The organism is Streptomyces sp. CA-146814 (genome assembly GCF_050942385.1).
Classification (GTDB): Bacteria; Actinomycetota; Actinomycetes; order Streptomycetales; family Streptomycetaceae; genus Streptomyces.
On the sequence record NZ_CP192068.1, the window covers coordinates 7,461,291 to 7,473,936 of the forward strand.

14 protein-coding genes are annotated in these 12,646 nt (G+C 71.5%); 7 read left to right on the forward strand and 7 right to left on the reverse strand.

Annotated features, from left to right (window positions below; all coding sequences use genetic code 11):
* Nucleotides 1–183 precede the first annotated feature (183 nt).
* Complete coding sequence (locus ACQP09_RS33020; protein WP_433406329.1) at nt 184–1,245, forward strand: acyl-CoA desaturase; 1,062 nt, start codon at nt 184–186, stop codon at nt 1,243–1,245.
* Nucleotides 1,246–1,361: 116 nt separating this feature from the next.
* On the forward strand, nt 1,362–1,544 hold the full coding sequence (locus ACQP09_RS33025; RefSeq protein WP_093688018.1) for a hypothetical protein: 183 nt from the start codon (nt 1,362–1,364) through the stop codon (nt 1,542–1,544).
* Nucleotides 1,545–1,680: 136 nt separating this feature from the next.
* Here ACQP09_RS33025 and ACQP09_RS33030 read toward each other — a convergent pair whose 3' ends face one another.
* Nucleotides 1,681–2,598 carry a hypothetical protein gene (locus ACQP09_RS33030; protein WP_433406330.1) on the reverse strand — a complete coding sequence of 306 codons (918 nt, stop codon included), beginning with the start codon at nt 2,596–2,598 and terminating at the stop codon, nt 1,681–1,683.
* Between the two features lie 268 nt (nt 2,599–2,866).
* Between ACQP09_RS33030 and ACQP09_RS33035 the strand changes: the two genes are divergently transcribed.
* Complete coding sequence (locus tag ACQP09_RS33035) at nt 2,867–3,775, forward strand: oxygenase MpaB family protein (RefSeq protein WP_433406331.1); 909 nt, start codon at nt 2,867–2,869, stop codon at nt 3,773–3,775.
* Nucleotides 3,776–3,880: 105 nt separating this feature from the next.
* Here ACQP09_RS33035 and ACQP09_RS33040 read toward each other — a convergent pair whose 3' ends face one another.
* From ACQP09_RS33040 to ACQP09_RS33060, 5 genes are all read right to left on the reverse strand, one after another.
* Nucleotides 3,881–4,480 (reverse strand): class I SAM-dependent methyltransferase, encoded by a 600-nt coding sequence (locus ACQP09_RS33040; protein ID WP_433406333.1) that lies wholly within the window; start codon nt 4,478–4,480, stop codon nt 3,881–3,883.
* Nucleotides 4,481–4,643: 163 nt separating this feature from the next.
* Nucleotides 4,644–5,219, reverse strand: coding sequence for a TerD family protein (locus ACQP09_RS33045; RefSeq protein ID WP_433406335.1), 576 nt, complete (start codon nt 5,217–5,219; stop codon nt 4,644–4,646).
* A gap of 226 nt (nt 5,220–5,445) precedes the next feature.
* A complete protein-coding gene (gene tatA / locus ACQP09_RS33050) occupies nt 5,446–5,610 on the reverse strand; it encodes a Sec-independent protein translocase subunit TatA (RefSeq protein WP_404062862.1) in 165 nt (54 codons plus the stop codon).
* Between the two features lie 109 nt (nt 5,611–5,719).
* The gene (mgtA, locus tag ACQP09_RS33055; RefSeq protein WP_433406337.1) at nt 5,720–8,545 is read right to left on the reverse strand and encodes a magnesium-translocating P-type ATPase; all 2,826 of its coding nucleotides are present in this window, start codon (nt 8,543–8,545) and stop codon (nt 5,720–5,722) included.
* The gene (locus ACQP09_RS33060; protein ID WP_404062859.1) at nt 8,529–8,897 is read right to left on the reverse strand and encodes an ArsR/SmtB family transcription factor; all 369 of its coding nucleotides are present in this window, start codon (nt 8,895–8,897) and stop codon (nt 8,529–8,531) included. The genes mgtA and ACQP09_RS33060 overlap by 17 nt, the downstream gene beginning before the upstream one ends.
* A gap of 260 nt (nt 8,898–9,157) precedes the next feature.
* Between ACQP09_RS33060 and ACQP09_RS33065 the strand changes: the two genes are divergently transcribed.
* A complete protein-coding gene (locus ACQP09_RS33065; protein WP_433406338.1) occupies nt 9,158–9,793 on the forward strand; it encodes a GTP-binding protein in 636 nt (211 codons plus the stop codon).
* Between the two features lie 24 nt (nt 9,794–9,817).
* Here ACQP09_RS33065 and ACQP09_RS33070 read toward each other — a convergent pair whose 3' ends face one another.
* On the reverse strand, nt 9,818–10,246 hold the full coding sequence (locus ACQP09_RS33070; RefSeq protein ID WP_433406339.1) for a PPOX class F420-dependent oxidoreductase: 429 nt from the start codon (nt 10,244–10,246) through the stop codon (nt 9,818–9,820).
* Between the two features lie 140 nt (nt 10,247–10,386).
* On the opposite strand from ACQP09_RS33070, the gene ACQP09_RS33075 reads away from it, so the two are divergent.
* The 3 genes from ACQP09_RS33075 to ACQP09_RS33085 all read left to right on the forward strand — a co-directional run bounded on the left by ACQP09_RS33075 (nt 10,387) and on the right by ACQP09_RS33085 (nt 12,580).
* The gene (locus ACQP09_RS33075; RefSeq protein ID WP_432149590.1) at nt 10,387–10,800 is read left to right on the forward strand and encodes a roadblock/LC7 domain-containing protein; all 414 of its coding nucleotides are present in this window, start codon (nt 10,387–10,389) and stop codon (nt 10,798–10,800) included.
* A 120-nt stretch (nt 10,801–10,920) separates the two neighbouring features.
* Nucleotides 10,921–12,051 carry a DUF6397 family protein gene (locus ACQP09_RS33080; RefSeq protein ID WP_433406340.1) on the forward strand — a complete coding sequence of 377 codons (1,131 nt, stop codon included), beginning with the start codon at nt 10,921–10,923 and terminating at the stop codon, nt 12,049–12,051.
* Between the two features lie 40 nt (nt 12,052–12,091).
* Complete coding sequence (locus ACQP09_RS33085) at nt 12,092–12,580, forward strand: N-acetyltransferase family protein (protein WP_433406342.1); 489 nt, start codon at nt 12,092–12,094, stop codon at nt 12,578–12,580.
* Nucleotides 12,581–12,646: the final 66 nt, after the last annotated feature.

The window sequence follows — 12,646 nt, forward strand, 5'->3', positions numbered from 1 at the left end:
CGCTCTCCACTGTGATCTGGGTCACTCACGCCAGTCCATGCGGAGTGGTGGTGTGGCTGGCACCACCACGGAGTACGGGGGTCTGCCCCAGGGGGATCGGGGTGGTGGCGCCATGGCTGCCGCAGGTCTCCGATCCGTACGTTTAACGAGGTCAGCGCCTATGTCGGAGAGACCGGAGACCTCATGTCCCAGGCAACAGCCACCGCCGCGGCCTCGGCCGGTGACAGCAGTTCGGAACGGGCCGGCCCACCGGCCGCCGGCAGCGATTTCGCCCCTCTGCTACGCGCTGTGAAAGGGCAGGGCCTTCTCGAACGACGCACCGGGCGGTACGCATGCGGTATCGCGGCCAACCTGGTGGCTCTGATCGGGGTGATCACGGCTCTCGTTCTGCTGGGCGATACCTGGTGGAGCCTGCTCCTCGCCTTTCCCCTGGCAGTCCTGTGGACCCGGACGGCCTTCGTCGCCCACGACGCGGGCCACTCCCAGATAACCGGTGGCCGCAGGGCGAGCAGACTGCTCGGCCTGGTCCATGCCAACCTGCTCCTCGGCATGAACGAGGCCTGGTGGAACGACAAGCACGCCCGTCACCACGCCAACCCCAACCACGTCGACAAGGACCCCGACGTCGGCGTCGGCGCCCTGGTCTGGACCCAGAAGCAGGCGGCGCAGCGCGAAGGATTCGCCCGCTGGCTGACCCGGAACCAGGCCCGGCTGTTCTTCCCGATGCTGCTGCTCGAAGGCATAGCCCTGAAGGTCTACGGGTTCCAGTTCCTGGGCCGCCAGCCGGCGCGGGAGCGTGTGCTGTCGGCCCTGCTGATGGCCGCGCACCTCGCGCTGTACGCGACCCTGCTGCTGACCGTCCTGTCCCCGGGCAAGGCGCTCGTCTTCGCCCTGCTGCTGCACGCGCTGTTCGGTCTCCACCTGGGGCTGGCCTTCGCCCCGAACCACAAGGGCATGGAGATGCCCGACCCGGACGGGGATCGGTGGGGCCACCTTCAGCGCCAGGTCCTGACCTCACGCAATGTCCGCGGCGCGATCCTCACCGACTGGTTCCTCGGCGGCCTGAACTATCAGATCGAGCACCACCTGTTCCCGAGCATGCCCCGGCCCCATCTGCGACTGGCCCAGCCCTTGGTCAAGGAGTACTGCAGGAGCATCGGCATGCCGTACGCGGAAACCGGACTGATCGAGTCCTACCGGCAGGCGCTGGCGCACATGCACGAGGTCGGTGTGCCGCTGCGATGACGGGGGACTCGATGCGGCAGCGGGCGGGCGGTCGCGGGGGGACAGTGGGGAACGTAAGAACGGACGGACGCGTTGACAGAACAGGAGCGGCGCCGGCCGCGAAGGAGGCGTGGACCATGTCGAACGGTGCGAAGGTCGCTGTCGCGGGGGTGGTGGCCGCGGCCATCCTGTGGCCCCTGATCGGATTCTGGTGGGCGCTGCTGGTGGTGATCGGCGTCCCCGTCGCGGGCTATCTGCTGCTGGACCCGTCCCAGCGACGCAGACTCCGCAGGATCAACCGCAAGGAAATCGGTCGCTGAACCCGGAAGACGGACGGCGACCGGGCGGGCGAGCTGGTGGCTTCACGAGGATGGGTTCACGAGGAGCTGATCCCCGTAATCACCAGGAGCTGAGCCCCAGGGCCGCCAGGAACCGAGGCTTGGCACAGGGGCGCGCTCACGCCGGATGCGGAGCCAGCGCGTCCAGGGCCTCCAGGAGGCCGGGCAGTGCGGGCCCGCGGCCGACGGGCAGCACCTCGCCCGGCTCCTCGTCCAACAGGATCAGCGCTATGTCGTCGGTCCTGGCGACCATCGACCACCCGGGCCCGTCGACGCGCAGGATGCGTGCGTCGGCCGAGGCGAAGACGGAGCGGATGCGGCCCGGTGGCGGCGGGGTCTTCGTATAGGTGAGGGCCTCCGACAGGGCCCGTCGCACGCCGGGATGCTGACCGGACGCAGCGGCACCGGGTTCAGCGTCCCCGTCGGCGGCCGAGTCACCGTCCCCGGGCGCACCGGCCGTGGCGGGTGCACCTGGTTTGCCGGCCGCACCGGGTTCGGCGGCCGGACCAGGCTCAGTGCTTTCGCCCGACTCACCGTCCACCCGGACGAACTCCGCATCGTCGATCTGCTCCCGCCACATCGACCACTGCGCCGCGATCTCGTCCGCACCCAGCCGCCGTTGCGCCGGACCCCAGGACCTCGTGTCCGGAGGAGCCAGAGGCGCCGGGCCCACACCGTCCGTATCCGGGTCGTGCGGGGCGGGCACCCCGGGTGCGGCGACCGTCAGGGCCAGCGGCCAGCCGGGCAGGGCGCACACCACCGAGCGCTCGTCGGGGGAGAGGTCGTACTCCATGCCGCAGTCCCACGCGGCGATGGCCACGGCGACCAGTGAGACGTCCTCGACGACCACGGTCCAGCGGGCCCCGTCGCCGTCCTGCCCGAGGACGAGACCGTAGCCCTCCTCGTACGGTTCGAGGGCGAGCGCGCCGCACGCGGCCACGTAGTCGTCGCCCAGCACGCTCGGGAACCGGGCAGGGGTCAGCAGCACCGCGGTCAGCACCAGCAGCGCGTCGTCGTCGCCGTCCGCACCAGCCACAGTGTCCTCCTCGTCCTTGATTCCTGAGCCCTGATCTCTGGTTCCTGGTCCTTGATCCGTCAACGCTCGGCCACCCGCCGTCCAGGCCCGCCTCGCGTCGTCCGTCGGCGCACCTTAACTACTCGGTAACCGCGCCGTCGAGGCCCCGGCAGGCAGCGCGGAGCCGGATCCGCAGGTCTCTTAGCCGGGTCGCCGTGGTGGTGAAGGACCGGGGCCGAGAGGGCGGGTCGCCGTAGAATCGGGGCTCCGGACGAACGAGGGGAAGACCATGGTTCAGCGGTACGACCGGCTGAAGGAGATTCAGCGACTGGACCCGGAGCGGGACTTCCTGGAGATCTACCGCCTCACCGTCACCTACGAGTTCCCCTGGGACACCACGCGCGCCCTCGAACTCGCCCTCTACCGCACCTATGCCGTGCCCAGTATCGGCCGACTCCTCGACGAGACAGCAGAGCTGACGGAGCGTTCGCAGAAGCGGTACGACGACACCGCGCTGCTCCTGGACACCGTGGTGGAGCACGGATTCGACACCGAGGAGGGCCGCACGGCCGTCCGCCGGATCAACCAGATGCACCGCAGCTACGACATCAGCAACGACGACATGCGGTACGTCCTGTGCACCTTCGTCGTCACCCCGAAGCGCTGGCTGGACGAGTACGGCTGGCGCCGGCTCTCCGACCACGAGCTGAGGGCCTTCGCCGCCTACTACCGCACCCTGGGCGCCCGCATGGGGATCAAGGACCTCCCGCAGAGCTACGAGGACTTCGAGCGCACCCTCGACAGCTACGAGCAAGAGCACTTCGGCTGGGACGAAGGAGCCCGCCGGGTCTCCGACGCGACCCTGGCGCTCATGGGCTCCTGGTACCCCGCGCCGCTCGCCCCGCTGGTCCGGGGCGCCAGCCTCGCGCTCCTGGACGATTCTCTGCTGCGTGCGTTCCGCTACGAGCGACCGGGGCCCATGGCCCGTGGCCTGACCCGGGGCGCCCTGCGCCTGCGCGCCCGCGCCGTCCGTCTCCTGCCGCCGCGGCGCACGCCGCACTACGCGCGCCAGAACCCCGAGATCAAGGGCTACCCGAAGGGGTACGAGGTCGCAGCCCTCGGCACGTTCCCCACCCCGGGCGTCCGCGGCTGCCCGATCCCCGGCCACCGGCGGCCCTCGGAAGCGCCCGTCGATTGACTCCTGGGTCGCCCGGGGACTGGTCCCCGGCCGTCCGGCGGACGCTGAAGAAATCACCACGCCACGAGAGCCTGTGCACTGGGCCGGCACCACGTTCGTGGTGCGTCAGGGCCGGCGTACGGCAAGGGCGAGGAAGCGGTCGTCCTCGTCGGTGTACGAGTCCAGCCGCCAGCCGGAACCGGCCAGCAGGGCCCGCAGCCGGGGCTCCGCCCGCAGATCGTCGCCGGTGAGCGTGCGCCCGTGGCGCGCGGCCAGGGCGGCCCGGCCGATCGGGTGGAACAGGGCCAGCACCCCGCCCGGCCGCACCACCCGGGCGAGCTCCGCCGTATCGGCTCCGAGGCGAGCCAGATGCGAGATCAGCCCGGCTCCGAACACCGCGTCCAAGGACCCGCTCCGCAGCGGCAGCTGAGCGACGTCGGCCCGGATCAGCACCCCGCTCTCCGCGCGCCCCGCCCGTGCCGCTGCCTCCAGCATCGCGGGCGTGAGGTCGACGCCGAGCACGGTGCCGCGCGGGCCGACCACCGCACGGAGAGCCGGAAGCGCACGCCCCGTACCGCAGCCCGCGTCGAGCACGGCGTCTCCCGGCCGCAGCCCGAGCTGACCGACCGCGGCGGCGTACGAAGGGCCGTCGTCGGGAAACCGGCTGTCCCAGCCGGCCGCGCGCGGGGTGAAGAAGTCCAGGACATGCGTGTGGTCATCGGCCATGCGCATACGATCGCGCAGTCGGCGCCGGACCGGAGTGGAACGCCCCGGCGCAGCAGGCCGACCGTAATCGTCACCCGGCTTCGGGCGTTACCACCGGGTGCCCGGACACGTCTCCGTCCGGGCACCCGTCACCGTCCGGGCACCTGGGATACGTACGTACGGCTCAGACGTTGACGCCGTAGTCGGAGGCGATGCCGGCGAGCCCCGAGGCGTAACCCTGGCCGACGGCCCGGAACTTCCACTCCGCGCCGTGCCGGTACAGCTCGCCGAAAACCATCGCCGTCTCGGTGGAGGCGTCCTCGCTCAGGTCGTACCGGGCCAGCTCCACACCGTTCGCCCGGTTCACCACGCGGATGAACGCGTTGCGTACCTGGCCGAAGCTCTGGCCACGGCTCTGGGCGTCGTGGATGGAGACCGGGAACACGATCTTCGCGATCTCGGTGGGGACCGAGGCCAGGTCGACCTCGACCGACTCGTCGTCGCCCTCGCCCTCACCCGTCAGGTTGTCACCGGTGTGGCGGACGGAACCGTCGGGGCTGTTGAGGTTGTTGTAGAAGACGAAGTGGGCGTCGGAGAGGACCTTGCCCGCCTCGGAGCACAGCAGCGCACTGGCATCCAGGTCGTGATCGGCTCCGGTCGTGGTCCGTACGTCCCAGCCGAGGCCGACCGTGACGGCCGTCAGGCCGGGGGCCTCCTTCGACAGGGAGACGTTGCCGCCCTTCGCCAGGCTCACACCCATGAATTTCCTCCAGTGTTCCGTCGGTCCGTCGGTCCGCACGTCTGATCGGCCGGCCTCTGGATATCGGTCGATCTCCAGATCCTGCGATCCGTGCTGTGTCGCTGTCACTACATGTGCCGCTACTGGTACGAACGCCCCGCGCGGCCACCAAGGTTCCCGGATTGCGCAAACCGTGAAATGAACGGCGTCTGAGTGCCCGGTCCGGGTCGCCGGGCCCGGGGCCGAATCAGCGGGCTTCCTCGTCCTTCATGGCCTTCGCCTCGCTCTTGAGGATGCGCACCGACTTCCCCAGGGCGCGGGCGGTGTCCGGCAGCTTCTTCGAACCGAAGAGCACGATCACCACGACGGCCAGGATCAACAGGTGCCAGGGCTCCAGGCCGTTGCGCAACATTCTGGTCCCGCCCTTCTCTCCGTCCACGCGGCAACAGCTGCCGCTAACGGCAACACTTGCCGCATTGCGCAACTGTACAACTGTCGCTCGGGGGCCGGACGGCCACGCCTCAGCGCTCGGCGACGGCCTTGCGCAGGCCCGGTTCCGGCTCGGCGCCGGCCGCCCGGCGCCGTTCGTAGCGCCTCCGCGCAGCCGTGAGCCCCACCGCGTACAGGCCCAGCACCGAGCCGAGCAGCAGGTAATAGAGAGGCGGCAGAGCACTCATCCCCAGCCAGAGCCCCAGCGGGGTCAGGGGGAGGAGCACGCCGACCACCGCGAGTCCGGCCGCCGCTGCCCGCAGAGGACCGCCGGCCCTCCGCTCGGCGGCGCTGCGGCCGGTCCGGAGCAGGACCATCACGAGAGCCTGGGTCAGCAGGTTCTCGGTGAACCATCCGGCGTGGAACGCGGCCTCGCCGTCGGTCCCGGCCGCGTTGTGAAGAGCCAGGGCCAGCACCCCGAAGGTGGCGAGGTCGGCGGCGGCGTTGAGCAGTCCGAAGCCGGTGATGAAGCGCAGGAAGTCGCGGGAGCGCAGGACCGTGGGCCGGCGCAGCGCGGACTTGCCCGGGCGGTCGAACGCGAAGGCGAGCTGCGCCGCGTCGAAGCAGAGGTTCTGCACCAGCACCTGCGCCGGGAGCATCGGGAGGAAGGGCAGCATCAGCCCGGCCGTCAGCATGGCGATGACGTTGCCGAGGTTGGAGGAGAGGGTGATGCGCAGGTACGTCGCGATGTTCGCGCTGCTGTGCCGCCCGGCCAGCACCGCCCGGTCGATTGCGGTGAGGTCCTTCTCCGCCAGCACGACGTCGGCCGCCTCGCGCGCCACATCGACGGCGTTGCGCGGGCAGATGCCGACGTCGGCCGCGTGCAGGGCGGGCAGGTCGTTGACGCCGTCGCCGAGGAACCCGGTGGTGTGCCCGGCGGCGCGCAGTGCCGAGACGATCCGCGCCTTGTGCTCAGGGGTGCAGCGCGCGAACACGGTCGCCCGGTCCGCGACCCGCGCCAGCTCCGCGTCCGACAGCGTGTCCACCAGCTCGGCCGTCACCACATCGCCGTACGCGTCCGCCGCGTCCGTGCGCAGCCCCAGGTCCTGGCACGCGCGGGCCGCCGTGCCCGGGTGGTCGCCGGTCAGCACCTTGACGGTCACTCCGCGCCGGGCCAGTACGCCGAGGGCCTCGGCGGCGCTCGGCGCGGGGACGTCCCGCAGAGCCACCAGGCCCACGAAGGTCAGCCCGCGCTCGTCCGCCGGGGTGTACGCGCCCGGCCGCGCGGGCCGGTCGGCGTGGGCCACGGCCAGCAGGCGCAGCCCCGACTCCGCCTTCCGGGCGGCGAGGGCCAGCAGCCGCTCCCGCTCGTCCCCGTCCAGCGCGCACCGCTCCAGCACCGCCTCCACGGCCCCCTTGGTCACCAGCGTGTGGACGCCGAGCCGGCCAGGCCGCCGGACCACCGCGGTCGCGACCCGCCGCACCGGATCGAAGGGCAGCGCGGCCACCCCTTCGTACGCCGAAGCCTCCAGGTGCTCCGCGTCCTCCGCGGCGTCCAGCACCGCCTCGTCGAGGGCGTCCGGTGCGGGCAGCTCCGCCAGCTGGAGCGTCCACAACGCGCTGAGCGCGGCCCACCGCAGCACCTCGGGATCGGGCCGGTCCGAGCCGTCGACCGCCGCCTCCACGACGGGCCGGTCCTCGGTCAGCGTGCCAGTCTTGTCCAGGCACAGCACATCGACCGCGCCCAGGTCGTGCAGCGCGGGCAGCCGTTTGACGATGACTCCGCTGGTACGGGCGAGCCGGGCCGCTCCCCGGGCGAGGGCCGTCGTGACGATGACGGGCAGCATCTCCGGCGTGAGCCCCACCGCCACGGCCACGGCGAACGGCAGCGTCTCCAGCCCCCGGCCCCGCAGCGCGGCGTTGGCCATCAGCACCAGCGGCGGGGTCAGCAGCATGAACCGGATCAGCGTCCAGGAGATGCCCTGCACCGACCGGTCGAAGGCGCTGGCACCCCGTTGCCGGGCCCGGCCGTCGTACGCGGCGGCGAACCGGGTCGCTCCTCCGGTGGCCACGATCACCGCCGTACCGCTGCCGGAGGTGACACTGCTGCCCTGGAAACAGAGCTGCGGCTGCGCGAAGGGCCCGGCCCCGGTGAGCGCGGGGTCCGGTACGTCGAGGGGGTGTTTCGCCACCGGCGCCGACTCGCCGGTCAGGGCCGACTGGTGCACCGTGAGCCCGCCGGCGCGCAGCACCTGCACATCGGCCGGTACGAGGTCGCCCGGCGCCAGCCGGATCACATCGCCGGGCACGAGATCGGCCACCGGAACCTCCCGCTCCCGGGGTGCCGCCTCCGCCGAGCTCCGGCGCACCACGGTCGCCGTGGTCGCCACCAGCTCCCTGAGCGCGGCCGTCGAACGGTCGGCGCGGTGTTCCTCGGCCGAGCGCAGCAGGCAGCTGACCACGACCAGCGCGAGGATCACACAGGCCGTGCCCCATGCGGAGACGAGGGCCGAGACCAGTCCCAGACAGAGCAGTACGGAGGTGAAGGGATCCCGGAGACTGCGGACGAAACGCCGGGGCCAGGGAACCGGCCGCCAGGCGGGCAGCACGTTCTCGCCGAACCGCGCGAGCCGCTCCTCGGCCCGCGCCTCCACCAGACCGCGCGGACCGCTGTCCAGCAAGCGCAGTATCTGCAGGGAGGTCTTCACCCGTGGCCGACCGGTCCCGCCGACGGGAGGCGGGCCGGCGGTACCGGGCTCCGCGCCGGCGATCAGTGGTACGGGCTCGGTGCCGGCGACGAGAGGTACGGGCTCCGACGCGGGCGGGGCGGCGGCCGGGAACGGTGTCACGGAGGCCGGTGTGCCGGGGGTGGTCCGGCCGGATCCCGCGGCTGCGCTGCCCTCAGGCACCGAGCTCACGCAGGCGGACGGGCTCCTTCTGGGCGGGGTGGCCGGCGCGCTCGGTGAGCTGGCCGACCATGAGCCGGACGACCGTCACCACGTCGGGGTCGTCGACCAGATAGACCTGCCGGCGGCCCTCACGGCGCGAACGCACGAGACCGGCCAGCTTGAGCTTGGTCAGGTGCTGGCTGACGGAGGGGAGTGTGCCGCCCACCCGTTCGGCGAGGCCTGTCACATCGCTCTCGCCCTGGGCCAGCGCCCACACGATGTGCAGCCTCGCGGGTGTCGCCAGGAGCCCGAAGGCGGCTGCGGCCTCGGCCAGCACCTCGGCGGGCGGATCCTGGAAACCGCCGCCGGTACCTGTCGACACGCTTGCTCTCTCCCGTCCGTGGGCCGCCCGCCCGGACCCGTCACCGCATCCGTCGCCGCGACCGAAAGAAACCAGTGTAGAGGCCATGCCGAAGAGGGAGGAGATGCGGCAGGAGTGGGCGGTCAGGGTCCGCATCGATCAACAACGATCAACCGCCTCCAGTCGTCCGGCCGGTTGCCATGCTGTCCGGGCAGCGGTGTCCGAACGGTCGAACAGAGCTTCGCCAGGCGTGTGCGGCTCAGTCGCGGGAGAAGTGGTCGATGCCCTCCGAGTACGTCGAGAACGCGCACAGCAACGACAGCACCCGCAGCACTTATGGCTGCGACGACTCCGCGATGGCGCTGAAGATCCTGGTGGCCGGTGGCTTCGGAGCCGGGAAGACGACCCTGGTCGGCGCGGTCAGCGACATCCGGCCGCTGCGGACCGAGGAGCCGCTGAGCGCGGCAGGACGCGATGTGGACGATACGGAAGGGGTGGCGCGGAAGACCGCCTCGACCGTAGCGATGGATTTCGGCCGTATCACGATCCACGCCGGTCTGTCGCTGTACCTGTTCGGCACGCCGGGGCAGGACCGCTTCTGGTTCCTGTGGGACGAGCTGTCCGAAGGCGCGCTGGCGGCGGTCGTCCTCGCCGACACCCGGCGGCTCGAGAACTGCTTCGCGGCCGTCGACTACTTCGAACGCCGCCGCATACCGTTCGTCGTCGCCGTCAACCGCTTCCCCGGCGCGCGCGTCTACGCCGAGCACGACGTCTCGTGCGCCCTCGACCTGGACCGGGGCACACCTGTCGTGCTCTGCGACGCACGCGACCGGGACTCCGGAAAAGACGTCCTGATCCGTACGGTCGAGTACGCCGGGCGGGTGCACACCGCCCGGCTCCTCGACTCCGTGAGCTGACCGCCGACGGCGGCGAACGGCTGCTCAGTCGGCCATGTCGGCCAGGGCGATCACCTTGTCGATCCGCACCCGCACCACCAGCTCACCGGCCACCCCGTTGCGCCGGCCGAACTCTTCGGCGGCCTCCGGCCCGACGTAGCGCCCGGCGATGCGCGTCGCCCACCGCAGCAGCTCCTCGGGGTCCTCGCTCAGCTCCGGGTGCCCCTGCACCACGGCGAACGCGTACGGCGGCCGGTCGTCGTCCACGCACACGGAGACCCGGCCGTCGCGCTCCAGATTGCGGCCTTTCACACTCTTCTTGCCGGTGTTGAAGACCAGTGAGTCGCCGTCGAGCAGGAACCAGACGGGCGCGATGTGCGGACTGCCGTCGGCCCGCACGGTCGAAACCTTCGCGGTGCGGGTGCCCTCGGAGAGGAAGGCCCGCCATTCTTCATCGGTCATGTGATGTGCCATGCGCTCATCCTGGGCTCGTTCGCCGCATGGCGCGAAGCGGCGCCCCGGCATGCGGGGGGCGCTTGCCCGTACGGAGGCGGTGCGCAAGGCTTACGCGCGTAGCGGGGCACGGGGAACGAAGACACGGGGAGGACGAGCAGATGGCGCTTGACCGGGGACTTGACTGGCTCCTTGACGATCTCACCAGCAGGGTGCAGTACATACGGCACGCCTTGGTGCTCTCCAACGACGGCCTGGTCACCGGGGCCAGCACCGGACTGGCCCGCGAGGACGCCGAACACCTGGCCGCGGTCTCCTCCGGCCTGCACAGCCTGGCGCGCGGTTCGGGTCGGCACTTCCGGGCCGGGCGGGCCCGCCAGACCATGGTCGAGTTCGACGAGGCGCTGCTCTTCGTGACCGCCGCGGGCGACGGCAGCTGCCTGTGTGTGCTCACCGCCGCCGAGGCCGACGTCGGGCAGGTGGCGTACGAGATGACCCTGCTCGTCAATCGGGTCGGCGAGCACCTCGGCGTATCGGTCCGCCAGAGCGGCCCCGAGGACGAGAGGCCTTTCTGAACCGCTCTGACCTGCGTTTTTCTGTGGCTGGGAAGAGTTATCCACAGGTCGGAACGGCACTGGTCCCGCCGGGCTACCGTGATCGCGGAGAGTATCTCGACGTTCACGGGGAGGACGGCCATGACGGTCAAGGAAGCGATCCGCGCGCGGGCCGGGAGCGCGCACGGCATCCGGAGTGACGAGGAAAGCCGGGACGAGGCCGCGCCCACCTCGTCCGACGTGTCGGCGGCCACGGGGGGCACGACGGCCACGGGTGTCACGACGGTCACGGTGGCTGCCGGTCGGGCGGCACAGGAACTGGGTCTCAGGCGCAGCGAGTTCGAGCTCGCCGTGCACCTCGGGCTGATCGTGGTCACCGCCGGGCCCGGCGGTGGGCGGCCGCGGGTGCGCGAGCGGGAGATCGCGCGGCTGCGCGAGGATCCGGGGTTTCCCGACGGGTTGGCCGAGCGGGTGCGCACCGTCGGCACCGCGGAGGGCGCCGCTCTGCTCGGCATCGCTCCCGCGCGGTTCACGAGGCTGGCCCGGGCGGGCTGCTTCTCGCCGGTCACGTTCTATCTGAACCGGTACCGCGCGGTGGTCTGGCTCTATCTCGCGGACGAGCTGGCCTCGTTCGCGGTGCGGGAGCCCGAGCTGCTCGCCGGCCGCACGCCGCTCGGGCTGCGCACGATGCTGGAGGCGGGCGGAGACCGGAGGGCGCGGAACTGGCGGACCCAGCGCATCGAGCGGCTGCTGAAACGCACGGAAGACCCCTGGGCGAGGGCCGCGGTCGAGGCGTCCACCCTGGACGCCGCGCACCTGGCGGAGGTGGTCGAGGACCCCTACGAGCGTGCCTATCTCGTACGGGTCAGGCCCGAGCCCGTCTTCGGGAGGCCGGGTTCCGTGGCGGCCAGGGAGACCATGGGAGAGCTGTTGCTGGCGGACGGTCCGGACGAGATCCTGTGGCGGCGGATCAACCTGACGCTGAGTCTTGACCGCGCCCGTGACGACCGCCCGGCCCCACGGCCGGGCGACGATCCGGAGGCGCGGATGGCGGCCGCCGTTCCGCTCTCCACCCCGCTCTCCACCCCGCTCTCCACTCCGTTTTCCACCCCGCTCTCCACCCCGAGCGCGGCTCCACCACGCGCTCTGCCCGACGCGGAGAGGGCACCGGTCCCGTCGCCCCTCGCCTCGGACGTGCCCTTCGGTGCGCGGGAGTCCGGCGGGAAACGGCTGCTGGCCAGGCTGGGATGGCGCCGGTGGACCGCCGGATAGCCATTGGCCGACAGGTGCTCCTGTTCGGCATCATGTCCGGATGTTGATCAGGGAAGCAATCACCGAGGACTGGCCCGCCATCTGGCCGTTCTTCCACGGGATCATCGCCGCCGGCGAGACCCTCACCTACCCGCTGGACCTCGGGAAGGAGGACGCACAGGGGTGGTGGTTCGTCGCCGCGCCGAGCCGTGTGGTCGTCGCCGTCGACGACGCCGGAGAGGTCCTCGGCACCGCGAAGATGAACCGGAACCACATGGGCAACGGCTCGCACGTGGCCAGTGCCACGTACATGGTCGACCCCGCCCACTCGGGCAAGGGCGTGGGGCGGGCCCTGTGCGAGCACTCGGTCGAGTGGGCCCGGACGTCGGGTTACCGGGCGATGCAGTTCAACGCGGTCGTCGAGACGAATACCCGTGCGGTCAAGCTGTACGAGTCCATCGGCTTCGAGGTGATCGGCACGCTTCCGGCGGGGTTCAACCATCCGACCGAGGGCTATGTGGGCCTGCACATCATGCACAAGGCCCTCTGAAACCTCCGCTCGGCGCCGTCCGTCGGCGGCACTTGCCTCCGCTGGGGCGGTCGTCGGCGGACAGTG

Excerpts from the sequence above, each read along its gene's own strand:
- ACQP09_RS33020 (WP_433406329.1), top strand. The coding sequence starts at position 184 with ATGTCCCAGGCAACAGCCACCGCCGCGGCCTCGGCCGGTGACAGCAGT.
- ACQP09_RS33025 (WP_093688018.1), top strand. The coding sequence starts at position 1,362 with ATGTCGAACGGTGCGAAGGTCGCTGTCGCGGGGGTGGTGGCCGCGGCC.
- ACQP09_RS33035 (WP_433406331.1), top strand. The coding sequence starts at position 2,867 with ATGGTTCAGCGGTACGACCGGCTGAAGGAGATTCAGCGACTGGACCCG.
- ACQP09_RS33040 (WP_433406333.1), bottom strand. The coding sequence starts at position 4,480 with ATGGCCGATGACCACACGCATGTCCTGGACTTCTTCACCCCGCGCGCG.
- ACQP09_RS33045 (WP_433406335.1), bottom strand. The coding sequence starts at position 5,219 with ATGGGTGTGAGCCTGGCGAAGGGCGGCAACGTCTCCCTGTCGAAGGAG.
- tatA (WP_404062862.1), bottom strand. The coding sequence starts at position 5,610 with ATGTTGCGCAACGGCCTGGAGCCCTGGCACCTGTTGATCCTGGCCGTC.
- ACQP09_RS33065 (WP_433406338.1), top strand. The coding sequence starts at position 9,158 with ATGCCCTCCGAGTACGTCGAGAACGCGCACAGCAACGACAGCACCCGC.
- ACQP09_RS33070 (WP_433406339.1), bottom strand. The coding sequence starts at position 10,246 with ATGGCACATCACATGACCGATGAAGAATGGCGGGCCTTCCTCTCCGAG.
- ACQP09_RS33075 (WP_432149590.1), top strand. The coding sequence starts at position 10,387 with ATGGCGCTTGACCGGGGACTTGACTGGCTCCTTGACGATCTCACCAGC.
- ACQP09_RS33080 (WP_433406340.1), top strand. The coding sequence starts at position 10,921 with ATGACGGTCAAGGAAGCGATCCGCGCGCGGGCCGGGAGCGCGCACGGC.
- ACQP09_RS33085 (WP_433406342.1), top strand. The coding sequence starts at position 12,092 with ATGTTGATCAGGGAAGCAATCACCGAGGACTGGCCCGCCATCTGGCCG.